The 14759-nt window shown below is 68.6% G+C and carries 13 protein-coding genes and 2 pseudogenes; 9 read left to right on the plus strand and 6 right to left on the minus strand.

Annotated elements, in window-relative coordinates; translation table 11 throughout:
- The first annotated feature begins 9 nt into the window (after window positions 1-9).
- Window positions 10-171: a hypothetical protein gene (locus tag ACFCZ1_RS05585; RefSeq protein WP_376677063.1), complete on the plus strand. Its 162-nt coding sequence runs from the start codon at window positions 10-12 to the stop codon at window positions 169-171.
- A gap of 163 nt (window positions 172-334) precedes the next feature.
- On the opposite strand, the gene rpsR is transcribed toward ACFCZ1_RS05585, so the two are convergent.
- From rpsR to ACFCZ1_RS05600, 3 genes are all read right to left on the minus strand, one after another.
- Window positions 335-577, minus strand: coding sequence for a 30S ribosomal protein S18 (gene rpsR, locus ACFCZ1_RS05590; protein ID WP_376677110.1), 243 nt, complete (start codon window positions 575-577; stop codon window positions 335-337).
- 204 nt (window positions 578-781) lie between these two features.
- A complete protein-coding gene (locus ACFCZ1_RS05595) occupies window positions 782-1000 on the minus strand; it encodes a hypothetical protein (protein WP_376677064.1) in 219 nt (72 codons plus the stop codon).
- Between the two features lie 151 nt (window positions 1001-1151).
- Window positions 1152-3995 carry an AAA family ATPase gene (locus ACFCZ1_RS05600; protein WP_376677065.1) on the minus strand — a complete coding sequence of 948 codons (2844 nt, stop codon included), beginning with the start codon at window positions 3993-3995 and terminating at the stop codon, window positions 1152-1154.
- Window positions 3996-4875: 880 nt separating this feature from the next.
- Between ACFCZ1_RS05600 and ACFCZ1_RS05605 the strand changes: the two genes are divergently transcribed.
- From ACFCZ1_RS05605 to ACFCZ1_RS05625, 5 genes are all read left to right on the plus strand, one after another.
- Window positions 4876-6723 carry a ricin-type beta-trefoil lectin domain protein gene (locus ACFCZ1_RS05605; protein WP_376677066.1) on the plus strand — a complete coding sequence of 616 codons (1848 nt, stop codon included), beginning with the start codon at window positions 4876-4878 and terminating at the stop codon, window positions 6721-6723.
- 445 nt (window positions 6724-7168) lie between these two features.
- Window positions 7169-7813: a transcriptional regulator gene (locus ACFCZ1_RS05610; RefSeq protein ID WP_376677067.1), complete on the plus strand. Its 645-nt coding sequence runs from the start codon at window positions 7169-7171 to the stop codon at window positions 7811-7813.
- A gap of 2 nt (window positions 7814-7815) precedes the next feature.
- Complete coding sequence (locus ACFCZ1_RS05615) at window positions 7816-8949, plus strand: aminotransferase class I/II-fold pyridoxal phosphate-dependent enzyme (RefSeq protein ID WP_376677068.1); 1134 nt, start codon at window positions 7816-7818, stop codon at window positions 8947-8949.
- The gene (locus ACFCZ1_RS05620; RefSeq protein WP_376677069.1) at window positions 8946-9887 is read left to right on the plus strand and encodes an ornithine cyclodeaminase family protein; all 942 of its coding nucleotides are present in this window, start codon (window positions 8946-8948) and stop codon (window positions 9885-9887) included. The genes ACFCZ1_RS05615 and ACFCZ1_RS05620 overlap by 4 nt, the downstream gene beginning before the upstream one ends.
- A 65-nt stretch (window positions 9888-9952) precedes the next feature.
- Window positions 9953-10432 carry an ATP-binding protein gene (locus ACFCZ1_RS05625; RefSeq protein ID WP_376677070.1) on the plus strand — a complete coding sequence of 160 codons (480 nt, stop codon included), beginning with the start codon at window positions 9953-9955 and terminating at the stop codon, window positions 10430-10432.
- A 120-nt stretch (window positions 10433-10552) separates the two neighbouring features.
- Here ACFCZ1_RS05625 and ACFCZ1_RS05630 read toward each other — a convergent pair whose 3' ends face one another.
- Together ACFCZ1_RS05630 and ACFCZ1_RS05635 are read right to left on the minus strand one after the other, a co-directional pair.
- Window positions 10553-11071, minus strand: a complete 519-nt coding sequence (locus ACFCZ1_RS05630) for a hypothetical protein (protein WP_376677071.1) — start codon at window positions 11069-11071, stop codon at window positions 10553-10555.
- A gap of 78 nt (window positions 11072-11149) precedes the next feature.
- Window positions 11150-11291: pseudogene (locus ACFCZ1_RS05635) on the minus strand (IS256 family transposase); the annotation flags it as partial.
- A 776-nt stretch (window positions 11292-12067) separates the two neighbouring features.
- On the opposite strand from ACFCZ1_RS05635, the gene ACFCZ1_RS05640 reads away from it, so the two are divergent.
- Window positions 12068-13366, plus strand: coding sequence for an RICIN domain-containing protein (locus ACFCZ1_RS05640; protein WP_376677072.1), 1299 nt, complete (start codon window positions 12068-12070; stop codon window positions 13364-13366).
- Window positions 13367-13630: 264 nt separating this feature from the next.
- Here the strand turns inward: ACFCZ1_RS05640 and ACFCZ1_RS05645 are convergent, their stop codons facing one another.
- Window positions 13631-13912 (minus strand): hypothetical protein, encoded by a 282-nt coding sequence (locus tag ACFCZ1_RS05645; protein ID WP_376677073.1) that lies wholly within the window; start codon window positions 13910-13912, stop codon window positions 13631-13633.
- A 21-nt stretch (window positions 13913-13933) separates the two neighbouring features.
- Here ACFCZ1_RS05645 and ACFCZ1_RS05650 point away from each other — a divergent pair.
- Together ACFCZ1_RS05650 and panD are read left to right on the plus strand one after the other, a co-directional pair.
- Window positions 13934-14101, plus strand: a pseudogene (locus ACFCZ1_RS05650) (potassium channel family protein); the annotation flags it as partial.
- A 238-nt stretch (window positions 14102-14339) separates the two neighbouring features.
- Complete coding sequence (gene panD / locus ACFCZ1_RS05655; RefSeq protein ID WP_376677074.1) at window positions 14340-14759, plus strand: aspartate 1-decarboxylase; 420 nt, start codon at window positions 14340-14342, stop codon at window positions 14757-14759.

Genomic DNA, 14759 nt, shown 5'->3' on the forward strand with positions numbered 1-14759 from the left:
TGCCCGTCGATGCCCGTCGATGCCCGTGAGGAGGCCCCGACCGTAGCCGTGGCGGCGGCCACGCCCTCCCGGCCCCTGCCCGACACCTCCACCGGAGAGGTGACCCGGCTGGTGGTCGGCGGAGCGGTCCTGGCCTTCGCGGCGCTGCGCGCCTGCTGTGGTCGCCGTTGACGAACACGCCACCGGGCCACGGTCATTCGCCCGGCTCGCGGCACATCTCGTGCAGTGTTCTCTCTCCCAGGTAGTGCAGGAAATCGGCGGACTCGGGGATCGCCATGCCGAGCAGCCTCCCAGACGACCGGGGGCGGCGGCGGAGGGGCGCACGGGCCGTCCGCTACCGGCCGGCGTACGGGAGCAGGGCCATCTCGCGGGCGTTCTTGACGGCCAGTGCGAGTTGGCGCTGCTGCTGTGCCGTGACACGGGTGACCCGGCGGCTGCGGATCTTGCCCCGGTCGGAGATGAACCTACGGAGCAGGTCGGTGTCCTTGTAGTCGATGTACGTGATTCCTGCCGTGTCCAGCGGGTTGGGGCGGAACTTCAGCGGCTTGCTGGGGGCGGGGCGGCCATGGGTCGCCACCTGGCGTCGGCCGGCGGCCACCTGGACATCCGCGATTTCCGGCCGGTTGGCGAGCCGGAGGTGTCTCCGGGTGATCGACTCCCCGAACGTCACCCACGTGAAGTACCGCGTCCTCCACGCCACGTAGTCCATGTCCCCCCGGGCCGACAGGCCCGTGGCCTGCGGATCGCGGGGATGGGCCGGGCCGCGGTCGGCAAGGCCGGATCAGGTTTCGGAGATGTCGCTGTCGGTTCGCCGGTTCAGGGAGCGCATCCGAAGCGCGGCGCGGACCAGGACGATGAAGGCGACGGCGGGAAGGGCAACGACCGACCAGGTGATGACCGGCCAGGCGGATATGGGCAAGTTGGGGAGGACCAGGTACGACCCGAACAACGCCATGACGACGACGAGGGCACCGAGTGTGGCCTGCCAGGCGGGTCTCATTACAGTTTGCTCCGATGTCGATGGGACGGGTTCGCCAGCGGCGACTTCCGGATGGTATCGAGCGGCTGCGGGGCGAGGTGGCGGGCAGGAGCCACAGGCCCGCTAGGTCCGCCATGCCTCTGGAGGAACCCTGTGCCGACTGATTGACGGTTCAGGGCTGCTGGTGTTCGGGCGGGCTGTTGCGGCGAATCACCTCGGTGGCCAGCTCTACCCGCGAGGTCAGTCCGAGCTTGCGCAGGATGTTGGAGACGTGGGTGCTGACGGTGCGGCGCGAGATGCACATGCGGGCGGCTGTTTCGGGGTTGGAGTGTCCGGCGGCGACGTGACCGGCGATGATGCGCTCGGTGGAGGTGAGTGCTTCCCATCCCAGGCGGACGGTGTTGCGGGGGCCGCGGTTGCCGCGGCTCACGGAGACCGCGCGAAGACGGGCGGTGGCACGTGCCGCGTCCCAGACTGCACCCAGGCCGGCGTAGATCGCCAGGGCTCGCTCGAGGTGGGCGCGGCCGTCGGAGGGCCGGCCGCGTATCGCGTGCAGCTCGGCGGCGTCGGTGAGGGCGTGTGCCTGGTTCAGCGGCCGTGTGGCTTCACTGTAGTGACGGGCTGCTTCCAGCAGCAGCTCCGGATCCTGTGCGATGAGCCCCTCGCACCGGCAGGCGTCCCCCAGATGGTAGGGAGCGCTGCTGTGTGCGGCACGCGAACGCGCCGCCTGCGCGTAACGCCGGGCTGCCGGCGAGTCGCCCTGGTCAAGCGCGAGTCGGACCAGATCGGGTGTCAGGAAGCTGAGGATCAGCTGACCGGGCAGATGCCCGATTCCGGCATCGAAGCTGTGCGCCAGCCGGCGGAAGGCCCGCTCGGGATGCCCTTGCGCCTCGTCCAGCAGGGCCTGGGTGCACAAGAGGACGTACTCGTAGAACCAGGAGACCGTTCCGCTGTCTTGTGCTGCTGCAGCCTGGCTCATGTGGGTCTCGGCGTCGTCCCGCCGGCCTTGATGGACGGCTATTGCCCCCGCCAGCGCTCTCAACGCCCGGCTCATGGCGAAGTGGACGCCGGGGTCGAGGCCGGCGTCCACCTCTGCGATCGCGTCCTCCCACCGGCCGGCATGGAACGCCAGCAGCGCACAGGACAGGTGGTACCACGGCAGGAACACACCCCCGAGGTCCTCGGCGCTTGGGCGGACGCTCGCCAAGGTGCGCTCCGCGTCCGGCGTCAGATCCAGTTCCATATAGCAGTTGGCCAGTGCGAGCTGCAGCCCGAGCCACTGCGCCGGGTGGATCGTCTCGGGTGTCAGGCGCGACGCCTGACGGGCAAGCTCCAGTGCTTCAAGGCCAGGAGCCTCCAGGAAATGCTTGGCGGCCAGCACTTGCAGGGCATAGGCCAAGGCCGTTGCGTCGCCCAGCTCGGCAGCCGCTCGCCGCGCAGCGGCAGCCACGGCTCCCGCTTCCGGCAGCCTCCCCAGGGCGAAGAGGCATACCGACGCAAATGCTTGGAACCGGACCGCATCGAGTGTCGGCGCGCCCGCTGTTCCGCACGTAAGACGGGTCTCTGCCAGAGCGACGTCGGGGCGGCCGCGCGCGAACGCGGCCTGGACGATGATCCAGCGAAACAGATCTTCCAGACCGGAATCGGCAGGTCTGGCCAGAGCGATGCGGGCGCTCTCCTCGGCCTCGGCCAGAAGACCTGATGACAGTTGCGCGACGACATGGTGCAGACGTAACTGCTCGTAGCGTGGGTCAGCGGGATCGGCGATCTCCAGGGCCGTGCCCAGCAGCCGCAGGGCCAGACCGGGCGCACGCGCGGTGAGCTGCGCTGCGGACCCGGTTATCCAGGGAACCAAGAACTCCCCGTCCGGAGGGGCGGCTTCCAGCAGATGTCCGGCAACTCGCTCGGGCGCCGCCCCGGCCCGGGTCAGAGCCTGCGCGGCCCGGATGTGCAGCAGCGAGCGCACGGAACCCGGCACGGCGTCGTGCAGAGCCTGGCGTACCAGGTCATGACGAAAGACGACACGTGGGCCGTCGGGAGTGAGGATTCCGGCCGATTCGGCATCGGCGATGCTTGTGAGCAGGACGTGGGCCGGCACCTCCAGTACTGCTGCCAGATCGTGGAGCGTGCAGCCGGCTCCCAGCACGGACGCCGCGCGCAACACCTGCAAGACCTCGTCACGCAGGTACGCCAGCCGGTGAGTGATCAGCGTGCCGATCGCCGGAACGGGGCAATCGGCCGTGACCTCTGCGACGGACCCGTGCAGCGTGATCGCCTCTTCCCGTTGAAGGGCAGCGATCAGCTCCTCCAGGTACAGCGGGTTGCCTGCCGCCCCCTCGCACAGCCGAAGCAACCGAGGGCCGGGTTCATGCCCGATCATCTCGGCCACCAACAAGGGCATGGCCGACGAGGCCAGCGGACCGAGCCGCAGCACCGTGCGGTTGCTGCCTCGCAGCCCGCGGGCGAGTACGTCGACCTCGACGACCCGGGGAACCGGGCGAAGCGCCCCGACGATCAGCAGCGGCAGCTGGGCCACCGATTGCACGAGCCGCTGCAATACCAGCGCACTGGCCCGATCGGCCCACTGGAGATCATCGAGGAAGAGCGCTACGGGCCCCTGCGCACAGATCTCCTCCGCCAGAACACACATGGCCTCCACAGTGGGGAAATCCGCGCCTCCCGGTGTGCCCGGCAGCCCGTACCGAGCCTGCCCCCAAAGGACTTCGGCGGCCCGCTCCCTCAGCGGGTCCATGGGGCCGTCGTCGATCCCCAGGCAGGCCGATATCAACGCGAACGGGCGATGTGCCTCCAACTCCTGAGCCGATCCCCACAGCGCCTGGAGGCCGGCGCCTTCGGCGTCTGCCGCCGCGCACCGAAGCAGCGCGGTCTTGCCCGCCCCGGCCTCGCCCACGATGAACGCGGCCTGCCCCGAGCCGCGCGCGGCACGTAGCGCCAGAGTGGTGAGGATCGCCGTTTCGGCATCGCGTCCGACGAGGTGAGGCCCCAAGAATTGCACGGCCGTCTCTCCCGTAGTGATGCCATCTGCCTGCTGAACCAGGCAGCCTCGTGCCGGACCCGACCGCCGTGCCGCGGTGCCGGTCCAGAAGAGTCAGCTGCCCGACGAGAGGTAACAGCCTCTGACTGCGTGCCCTTCCCCGACAGCAGGTGGCGACGGTCGCATTCCCGCGATTCGGCCAAGGCCTCACCTCTGCGAGTCACGCCCGCCGGGCTGTGACTCGTCGAGCTGACTCCACGACAGCAGACAATAGACGCAGTCCCGTTCCGGTACGTACCGGGTGGCGCACATTTGAGCTTCATAAGAGGCTTCGGAGGTCGGACAGTCAATCCGGGGCCTTTCTCCGGCGTCGGCCTGCCAAACCCGATCGGCCTGGCGTACGGCTGAAATGCCATTCCGTACACGTGTACCGGGAGTCCGGGACGCCGGGCTCTCACCACGCCGGGGCCCTCTCCACGCCGCGTACCCGCCGCCCCGGCACACGGCAACCCGGCCAACGCACGGTGCCCCACCCACGCCGCCCCCATATCGCGACGCACCGGCGCACAGCCGCAGGACTGCCATCGTCCCGCGCCCCCGGACCGGACACCGGCCGACCCCAAGCATTCCTACGTCAGGTGACGGATGTATCGGCAGCTGCGCGTTCCTACGTTGGCGGTGTTACGACGGCTCCCTCCTCGCAGGACCGTCGGATCGAACGAATGGGCCCTCACGCAGTGCGGCGAAGTCCTGGGGCGGCTTCTGATCCCCCGGAGGCGGAGGCGCACCGTGCAGGGTGCCACGACGAAGGAGGAAGTGGCAGATGCACAGCAGCGATGCCGTTCGGGCTCACGTGCCCAGAAGGCGGCGACCCAGACCCCCGGTACCCATCGGGGTCCTCGTGTCGACGATTTTCGCACTGGTTGCCGCCCTACTGGGGGCGGGGGCCCAGCAGGCGCAGGCGGCCGGCGAGACGTCCCACCAGTGCCGCTACGCCGGTGACGGCAAGAGCGCCGAGGACTGTGTCTTCATGCTCGCCAAGGACCAGCGGGCGATGGATGTGCCCTGGAGTTCGTCCGATTCCGGGGCGTGGCTGCAGGCCTATGACCGCAACGACGGCTCCAACCAGGTGTTCTCGTTGCAACCGCAGGGTGACGGAAGTTTCCAGATCAAGACGGATTCCGGGTTGTGTCTGATGCCGGGATGGTGGGACTCCACGTGGCGGATGCGGCCTGTGGAGCAACAGCGGTGCGACGGCTCCCAGAAGTATCAGTACTGGTATTTCGAGCCGGGTCAGTTCAAAGGCTCGGGAACGAAGTTCATGATCCGCAACGTGGTCGACGACCAATGCATGGACGCGGCGAGCAGCTGGCTCGCCGGCCACGCCGACTACCTGAACATGTGGCCGTGTCACGGCAAGGAGAACCAGTTGTGGGGCTCCCGCTTCGGCGGCGGGAAGGACTTCACCACTGACTGGGCCGCCAAGTACGCGCTGACCAAATGTGATGCCGCCGTCCTTGCGCATTCGGCCTACCCGTACTGCAGCTACAGCCAGACGCAGGCGGCGGTGACCGGCAACGACGCAGGGGTGGCCCTGTGCCTGCAGGCGCAGCACACCGACGCAGCGATCCCGTCGACCACCGTCGACTACAAGGTGACCAACAGCACCTCCACCATCACGACGGATTCGATCGCCAACGGCACGAAGGAGACCATCACCGTCAAGCTGGGTTCCTCCAGTGACTTCTGGCACGCCGACTTCGCGGTCGAGGCATCCCAGCTGATCACCCATTCGGTCCAGACCGGTACGACCAACACGGAGGAGAAGACCTACCACGCCGTGGTCCCCGCGGCGCCTGCACACTCCACGACCTGGGTGAAGGCCTTCCCGGTCAGCAAGACCTACACCGGCCGGTTCGTCTTCGCCAAGGGCAGCTGGGACGAGTGGACCTACTCCACCGACGCCGAGATCACCGTCACCTACCCCGCCGGGTCGGGGGCCACCATGATGTACGACTCGGGTGTCGCTGCGGACAAACTCGACGAGAACGGCCGATGGGTACGGCAGCCCGCCTGCATCAGTGACGGACCGACCCGGAGCATGACTACACCGGATCAGCCCGCGCCGGCTCCCGTCCAGCCGCACAAGCCGGCCACGGCCAGCAGCTTCCGCTCTGGCTTCGAGTCGAGCGATCCGGTACCGGCCTGGACCCACGCAGTCGACACGGCCGGTGGAGGCCTCCACAACGTCGACGGCCCTCAGGCGGGCATCGGCAGTGATGGAACCGCCCACACGGGCACCGGCGCACTGGTGTACTCCGGATCAACCCGGACCGGCACGGACCATGCCGACGCGTACATGAAGGTGTACGACCTGAGCAGCAGCCCGCTGGCCATCGGCACCGCGATGCCTGACAGAAAGGCCCTCAGCTACTGGATCTACCCGCAGAGCCACGCCACCGCCGCCGCGGTTGCCGACGGGTCGAGAAACAGCGCATGCGCTGCCGTGGACCTGGTGTTCACCGACGGCAGCACCCTGCGTGACAGCTGGTCCTGGGACCAACGGGGCCACCGGATAAGCCCCGCCGAACAGTGCACGGCCCTCGCCCTCGACACCTGGAACCACGTCACGGTCAGCCTCGACCAGAACGCGGGCAAGCAGATCAGCCGGATCTTGGTCGGCTACGACCAGAAGGACCCGGGCTCCGGCAGCTACCGCGGCTACATCGACGACATCGCGATCAGCTGAGACCGCAGTGCACGGATGAGACCGCAGTGCACGGAGCCGCACTCGCCGAGTGCGGCTTCCGTGCACTGCGGGTGCGTCGGATCGGAGTCTGTCCGGACAGAACGAGTCGGCCGGGGTGAACCGGTCGGGACACAGCGCCTGCGGGAGCGCTACGGGATCCCCGTGGGTGCGGACGGCCGCATCCGAGGAGGTTCGAAAGGCACGTGCCCATCGCCCGGGCTGCATGACGGAAAGCTGTCGCGCCCGGCTCAGGAGCATGTGTCGTCCGCGCGGTACGGGCGGCAACCGGCCGCCGCGTCCTCGTCGCCCTGACAGCCCGCGCCCCGCCGGACCACCCGTTACGGAGATCCATGGCGAGGGCGGAAGCTGTCGACGTCGACCTCGTGGCCACCGGGAGGGATCCGGTGTCTGGACTTTCTGTCCAATCTGGACTTACAGTCCAGTCATGGGGAATGTTGAAGACCCGCAAGATGCTCGTGTGCGGCTGTGGGCGCCGGTGGCCCAGGCCGTTGCGCTGCTGCTCGGCCCGTACGCGGAGGTCGTCCTGCATGATCCGGACACCGACCGGGTCCTCGGGATCTGGAATCCGATGACCTCCCGCGGCGTGGGTGACCCCTCGCTGCTGGGGGAGCTGGACGATCTCGAACCGTCGGCGCAGGATGTGTTCGGGCCGTACGAGAAGCTGCTCGTCGACGGCCGCCGGCTGACATCGGTCAGCGCGGTCCTGCGCGATCCGCAGGGCCGGCCGTCGGCGGTGCTGTGCATCAATCTCGACCGCACTCCGCTGGAACAGGCCGCCGCGGTCCTGTCCGCCTTCGGCGCACCCACCGTGCAGCGCCCGGAGCCGTTGTTCGAGCAGGACTGGTCCGAGCGCATCCAGCACATCATCGGAAGCCACGTCCGCGAGACCGGGCGGCCCGTCGAACGCATGACCCGCCAGGACCGCCTGGCCGTTCTCGGCCGGCTGGAGGAGGCCCGGGTGTTCGCGGTCCGCCGCGCCGCTCCCGTCGTCGCCGGCGCCCTTCAGGTGTCCCGTTCCACTGTCTACGGCCTGCTCGCCGAACTCAGATCACCGAACACGAAGGACTGACCATGACAAGGCTGCCCGATTTCCGGCTGGAAACGTACTTCTCCCGCTGGGAGTTCACCGCCCGCCACCACCTGACCGCCTCCGACGTCCAGACCATGACGCTGGGCGAGCTCCTCTCACTGGCCGACGACAAGGACCGTGAGACCTTCGAGAACCTGCCCCTGGGATACACCGAGACCTTCGGCGATCCGGCCCTGCGCGAGGTGATCGCCCAGACGTACGAGAACGCCGGCGCGGACGACGTGATCTGCTTCGCGGGAGCCGAGGAGGCCCTCTACCTGGCGATGAACGTCCTGCTCGACGCCGGGGACCACGCCGTGGTGGTGACCCCGAACTACCAGGCCGCCGAGACCGTGCCGATGGCGCTGTGCGAGGTCACCGGCGTGGCCCTCGACCCGGACCGCAACTGGGCCCTGGACCTCGACAAGGTCGCGGCGGCGCTCCGGCCGAACACCCGCGTCGTGTCGGTGAACTTCCCCAACAACCCCACCGGCAAAGTCATCGACGCGGCCGAGTTCACCGCCCTCGCCCGGCTGTGCGACGAGCGCGGCATCCACCTCTTCAGCGACGAGGTCTACCGCGGTCTGGAACACGACGCTGCCCGTATCCTGCCGCAGGCCGCCGACCTGTCCGAGCGCGCGCTGTCCCTGAACGTGATGTCCAAATCCCTGGGACTGCCCGGGCTGCGCATCGGCTGGATCACCTGCCGCGACCGCGAGCTGCTTTCGCGCCTGGAGCGCGCCAAGCACTACACCACCATCTGCAACTCCGCCCCCAGCGAGGTCCTGGCCCGCATCGCGCTCAAGGCCCGCGAGCTGATCCTCCGCCGCAACCGTGCGCTCATCGCGGCCAACCTGCCGGCGTTCGAGTCGTTCTTCTCCGAGTTCGCGGACGACTTCGACTGGCAGGCCCCGGACGGTGGGTGCGTCGCCTACCCCCGCTACCTCGGCCCCGACGGGGTGGAGGAATTCTGCACCCGCCTGGTGGAGGAAGCCGGCGTCCTGCTGCTGCCCGCCAGCATCTACCACTCCGAACTCACCCCCACCCCGACCGACCGGTTCCGCATCGGCATCGGCCGGCACCGCCCCGAAGAAGGCCTGGCCGCCTTCGCCACGTGGATGCGGACGAGCCGATGACCCTCCCCGTCTTCGACCCGGCCGCCATCGAAGCGGCCGCCACCTCGCAGCTGGTGTTCGACGCTGTCCGGGACGCGCTGATCGCGCACGGCGAAGACCGCACCCGGGTGCCGCCGCCTCTCCACATGGCCTTCCCCGAAGCCGACGGAGACTGCCACGTCAAAGCCGGCTGGATCACCGGCGCCACTGACTTCACCGTCAAGATCGCGACCGGCTTCTACGGCAACCACGGCCTCGGTCTCCCCTCCAACCACGGTCTGGTCTGCGTCATCAGCGCCCGCACCGGACAGATACGCGCAGTCCTCGACGACCGCGGCCTGCTGACCGCCTGGCGCACCGCGGCGGCGGGCGCACTGATCACCCACACCATGGCCCGCCCGGATGCCGCGACACTGGCCGTCTTCGGCACCGGCGAACAAGCCCGCCTCCAGGCGACCTGGCTGGCCAAACTCCGCCCCGTCGCCACCGTGCTCGTTCACGGCCGTACCCTGCACAAAGCCAACGCCCTGTGCGAGCAGCTCCACACGGCCGGGCTGCACGCCCGGCCCGCAACGGCCCAAGAGGCAGCCGCGGCCGACATGATCATCACCACGACCCCGGCCACAGCCCCCGTTCTGGACGCCTCGCACGTGCGGGAAGGCGCACACGTGACAGGCATCGGCACGGACATGCCGCACAAGAACGAGCTCCCACCAGCGCTCTTCCGCCGCGCACAGCTCATCGCGACCGACGACCACGCCCAGTGCCTCGACCACGGCGACTTCGGCCACGCCGTCCGCGCCGGCGCCGCCGCCCCCGACAGCGACATGGCGGCCGGCCGGCTTCTCAAAACGCCCCCCGACCGCCCCGAAACGGCCATCACGGTCGCCGACCTCACCGGCGTAGGTGCCCTCGACGCAGCACTCGCCTCGGCCGTCCTCCACCACCTCCCACAGTAACCACCGCAGCCGGACAGGCGAAGCATCGCCGACACCGCTCGCACCCCCACCGCCAGGACCCTGCCATGGACGCCAGCACCGACACCGAAACGGCTCCCTCCCCGGCCGCTCCGACGCCCCTCCCGCCGCAACCCGCCACCCACGCACGGGCCGACGCGCGCCCGTGCGTCTGGAAGCTCCCGCACCATCCCGCGTCCGCCGGCACAGCGCGCCGCATCACCACCGCCGTTCTGGATGGATGGGACGTGGACGACGAGACCATCGACCAAGCACTGCTCGTCGTCTCCGAACTCGTCACCAACGCCGTCGAACACGCCCTGCCCCCGGTCGCCCTCCACCTCCAGCGCCCCGGAAACGACGGCGCACTGCGCATCGAAGTCGGCGACGGCGGCCCCGCCGACGACGAGGGCACCTGGACCACCAGTTGCGCACCGGAAGAACACGGTCGCGGCGTGAGCATCATCGCTCTCCTGGCAAGCGCCCACGGCACCCGCATCCTGGCGCGCACCGTCACCTACTGGGCAGTCCTCCCGGCCGCCGCCTGAACACGGATCGATCCCTCGGAGGTGGGCGGCCTTCCCCCGAACCCGGTCGCCGAATTGTCAAGAGTTGTGGACGATGAGAGCCGCTGAGGCGGCGGCCGCAGTTGACGGGGACGTGTTCGGTCAGTGATCAACTCCGAGAAAGAGGACGGTGGCCCAGTCGCTGGTGACCAACAGCAGGTTGCGCGACCATATGGCGCCCATGCCCATGCCCATGCGCGGGCCGTCGACGTCGCCGGAGCTTCGGACGGGCCCCAGATGCGCTTCGATGAGGTCGGCGATGCCATCGGCGAGTTCGCCTGCCTGCCGGATCTCGGCGGGCGTGCGCAGGTTGGCGTCCGGCCACCTGTTGGCGGGCTGCATGAACCCGTCGGTCACCTGTCGGCGGAAAATGTCCCGCCAGGCCTGTGGTGACTCGAACGGGTCGACCGACGTCTGGTGTCCACTGGCCCCCGCGTCGTACACGGCTTGAGCGAGATCCTTCATCCAGTCATGACCGGGTGTCGTCCCGGCTACGGGGACTACATGGAGCAGCTCGATGGACGACACATGGTTGCAGTCGTCGAGCAGCTCCTCGAGCCGTTCGGCTGCGGCTGACACCGCGGCTGACACCGCGGCTGGAGCGTCGAGTGGGTTCAGCATGGGCGTCCCGGTCCTCTGTGCGGTTCTGCGCTTCGGCCTCAGCGTGTCAGCCGAGCACGTTCATGCTGCGAGGTTTTCCTCGGCTGCCAACTCGGCTATGTGCTGGTTGACTTCCGCCCTCCAGTGCGGCGGCGAGCATCCGTCGGGCGCCCTCGCGGACGATCTCATCGATCAGAGAGCCGGACTCTGTGGAGCCGTCGGCGGTGACCACGCTGAGCACGGGCGTGCCTTCCCGACCCGCGCTGCAACGCGGGCCTACTCGGTGACCATCAACGGATCATTCGGGAAGGTACGCCCTCCGCGTGCCCTCCCGGAACCGATCCACAGGTCTTGAGCATTGCTCGAATGACACCGTGCACTTGGCCTCGCCGGCAACGAGCTGCCGACATCGACCGCTCGTTTGCCCAGGTCAGGTCCTGGCGTTCACCGCCGCCTGGCGCGATCGCGGACGAGGGCCGGGAACTGGGCGGCGGCGACGGCCAGGAAGGGCGGAGGGCGGCGACTTCGCTTGCGCATTCGGCCTGTCCGGCGCGGCCCAGAAGGGTGGACGCTTCCCGGATGCGGTGCTCTGCCGGCGCCCAAACGGCCGGAGGGCACTTCACCTCCTCCGCCACCGAATCCCCTCAGATAGCGCCACCCTCCGCTACCACCACGTGCGAGTCAGGCCCAAGGATGCGGCGGAATCCTGAGGAGGGGCATATCAGTTGGACAGCTGATACCTGTTCGTGACCAATTGAAAATGGGTCAGTTCGGTGCGCAACCTCGGTCAGGATTTCGCTACTTGACTCGCCTTGCCTTTCGCCTGCACTCTTCATCTCCCCAAGAGGCCAAGGAGAGCGCATCGTTCCTGTTCCGAACCACAGGCACAGGTCGTTGCGGTTCCCCTCATCGGGCGGTTCCATCCATGACCCGCCCCGCCCCGCCCCCCGGCAGGCCGGCTCATGACTCCCCTCTCCGCACATCGCGGCCTCTTGCGTACTTGCAACAAGGAGCATCGTGACCCAGACGGCCGCCGACGAGGACCCCCTGGTCCTGCGAGCCTTCCGCACTCTGTCCCCCGCATCGCAGCAGGCTCTGTGCCCCGAAATAGCCGAAGCCCCCGAACACTCCGGGCTCCGTCAGACGGAGTACCCGGGCCACGACACCTCCTTCACCCCCTCGGCCCGGACGCAGCTGTGCGAGGCATACCTGCGTACCTACGTCGCACAGGCCCCAAGCCGGACCTGCCGGCATCTGACCGCCGCGATGGATGACACCCTCCAAGGAGGCGTCTCCGATTCATCGAACGTCCTCGCCCAGCACACCACAGCCTGCCGTAGCTGCTCAGACGCCCGGACCAACCTCGCCATCCTCCGCAGTGGAAGCCAGGCAGCACTCACCGGCCTTCTCCTGGACGCGGCACAGAACGCAGCCATTCCCCGGGCCGACACCCCCGACGTCGACTCGGAAGCGCCGACGCCCGCGGCGTTCGATGTGAGCACGACGGCCGGCCCAGGCTCCCCACCCCCGGTGCCACGTCCCCGCAGCCGGTCCGTCACGCGGTCCCGCGCCTCGCTCCTTGTGGCAGCCGTCTCCGTCACCGCAGCGGCCACGGCCGTCGTCACCGTCATCGAGACGACCGGCCCCTCCGACACCACCCCTCCGCCCCCGGCTCACGCCACCATCGTGCCCACCGTACCCGCGGCCGCCGCTGCCACCACGGCGTCCCCTGCTCCATCCACCATGACCCCCGTTCTGGCCTCCTCCACTCCGTCGAGCACGCCGGAAGACCCGATGCCGGACGACCCGACACCGGAAGACACCACCCCCACACCAAGCAGCCCTCCCATCGGCTTCCCACTCGTCAACAGAGCGACCGGGCTGTGCGTGGGCGCGCAGAGCCGTGCCGCTGGGGCCGCTTTGCGCCTCGAGGAGTGCCGGGACGTGGCCTTGCAGCGGTGGGAGACGTTCAAGGACGCATCTGGCGCGTACCAGCTCCGTAACACGGGCAGCGACAAGTGCCTCGACGGTACCGAAGGCGGCGGAAACATCGTCCGGGCCGTCCTGAACGACTGTGGTGACCGCTCCTCAAGCCGCTACGCCGTACAGCTATGGAGGATCAGCAAGGAGAAGGGATCAGACGCGTTCCGCTTGCAGTTCGTGCCGCGTGTCGCATCCAGCGACTACTCCTCACACCTGTTCGGTCCAGAGGACTGGTGGAACGAGAATCCACCCCGCGAGGGCTCCTACCTCGCGCACCTGCCCAACTATTACAACTCCGAGAGCTTCGTCTTCACCATGAACCATGGCGAGTGAGTGGGCCCTTCAGCTCCGCTCCTGTTCCCGGCGTCCGGTTCCGGCCCACCGCGGTGACGGCCCCGACGCCGGGTGACAGAGCGGATGACGTCGCAGAACTGCCACGTCATCGGATTAGCCCGACGCGGAGAAAGGCACGCACGGCACGGCTCCAAGGCGGGTGGTCCAGGACACGAGTTGCGACAGCACGTGTTCAGCATCGGGGCACCCGGGCGGCGGCGGTCAGGGCTGAGGGCGCCAGTACCCACAGCAGGGCCCTGCCGGTCAGGGTGTGGTGGCGATCAGGGTCAGGTAGACCTCGATCAGGGATCCGTCGCCGGTGAGGACGTTGAGGTCGTCGGCCCATCGGGAGAGCAGGTGGATGACGGCGTCGACGGTGAGCCAGGAGGCGAGGTTCGCCCCGATCCACCAGGCCCAGCGCCGGGTGACCTTGCGTAGGACCAGCGATTGCGACAGGCCGAGCAAAGGTCCCAGGGCCAGGCTCTGGCTGGCGGCCAGCAGGTAGGCCGTCGAGACCGTCTCGTGGGAATCCTGCGCGCTGATCACGGCGGGCATGATCACCTGCCGCCGGGCAGTTTCGGCGAACCGCTGTCGCGCACTGACGGCCTGTACTTCGCCATGACCGTGTTCAGCACGGTCGGGTTCGGGGACGTCACCGCGCGCAGCGAGCCGGCTCGGCTGCTGACCACGGGGCAGATCACGCTGAACCTGCTGCTCGGCGTGGCAGCCCGGCTGTCCGGCAGCCAGTAGCCGGACCTGTCCCAGAACCGCGCAGCCGGCCGGTCGACCCCCGCACAGGCGGCGCCGGAGGCGTCGCCTGCCCGATTCTGTGTCAGAAAAGTCGGCACCAGGTCAGCATGAGTCCCGAAAGACCTGGGGACAGCTGACCGGACAGGCGAATCGTTGTAGGCTCCGGAGACCGCCCTTGACCTGCATTGAGCAGGCAGGGAGCTGACATATCGGGAGTATTCGCATGCTTCGTACCATGTTCAAGTCCAAGATCCACCGGGCCACCGTCACCCAGGCCGATCTGCACTATGTCGGATCCGTGACCGTTGACGCCGATCTGCTGGACGCCGCCGATCTGCTGCCCGGGGAATTGGTCCACATCGTGGACGTCACCAACGGCGCGCGCCTGGAGACCTACGTCATCGAGGGGGAGCGCGGATCCGGGGTCATCGGGATCAACGGAGCCGCCGCCCATCTGGTGCACCCCGGAGACCTGGTCATCCTCATCAGCTACGCGCAGGTCGAGGACGCCGAGGCCCGCGTGTTCCAGCCCCGTGTCGTGCACGTCGACGCGGACAATCGGATCATCGAGCTGGGCGCGGATCCCTCCGCCCCGGTACCCGGTACGGATCAGGAGCGCAGCCCGCACGCCGTGGCTGTCTGA

This window comes from Streptomyces sp. NPDC056224 (genome assembly GCF_042267665.1).
Taxonomy (GTDB): domain Bacteria; phylum Actinomycetota; class Actinomycetes; order Streptomycetales; family Streptomycetaceae; genus Streptomyces.

What these genes read in the sequence shown, in the direction of transcription:
- ACFCZ1_RS05585 (WP_376677063.1), top strand. Translation starts at nt 10, where the DNA reads ATGCCCGTCGATGCCCGTGAGGAGGCCCCGACCGTAGCCGTGGCGGCG.
- ACFCZ1_RS05595 (WP_376677064.1), bottom strand. Translation starts at nt 1,000, where the DNA reads ATGAGACCCGCCTGGCAGGCCACACTCGGTGCCCTCGTCGTCGTCATG.
- ACFCZ1_RS05610 (WP_376677067.1), top strand. Translation starts at nt 7,169, where the DNA reads ATGGGGAATGTTGAAGACCCGCAAGATGCTCGTGTGCGGCTGTGGGCG.
- ACFCZ1_RS05615 (WP_376677068.1), top strand. Translation starts at nt 7,816, where the DNA reads ATGACAAGGCTGCCCGATTTCCGGCTGGAAACGTACTTCTCCCGCTGG.
- ACFCZ1_RS05620 (WP_376677069.1), top strand. Translation starts at nt 8,946, where the DNA reads ATGACCCTCCCCGTCTTCGACCCGGCCGCCATCGAAGCGGCCGCCACC.
- ACFCZ1_RS05625 (WP_376677070.1), top strand. Translation starts at nt 9,953, where the DNA reads ATGGACGCCAGCACCGACACCGAAACGGCTCCCTCCCCGGCCGCTCCG.
- ACFCZ1_RS05630 (WP_376677071.1), bottom strand. Translation starts at nt 11,071, where the DNA reads ATGCTGAACCCACTCGACGCTCCAGCCGCGGTGTCAGCCGCGGTGTCA.
- panD (WP_376677074.1), top strand. Translation starts at nt 14,340, where the DNA reads ATGCTTCGTACCATGTTCAAGTCCAAGATCCACCGGGCCACCGTCACC.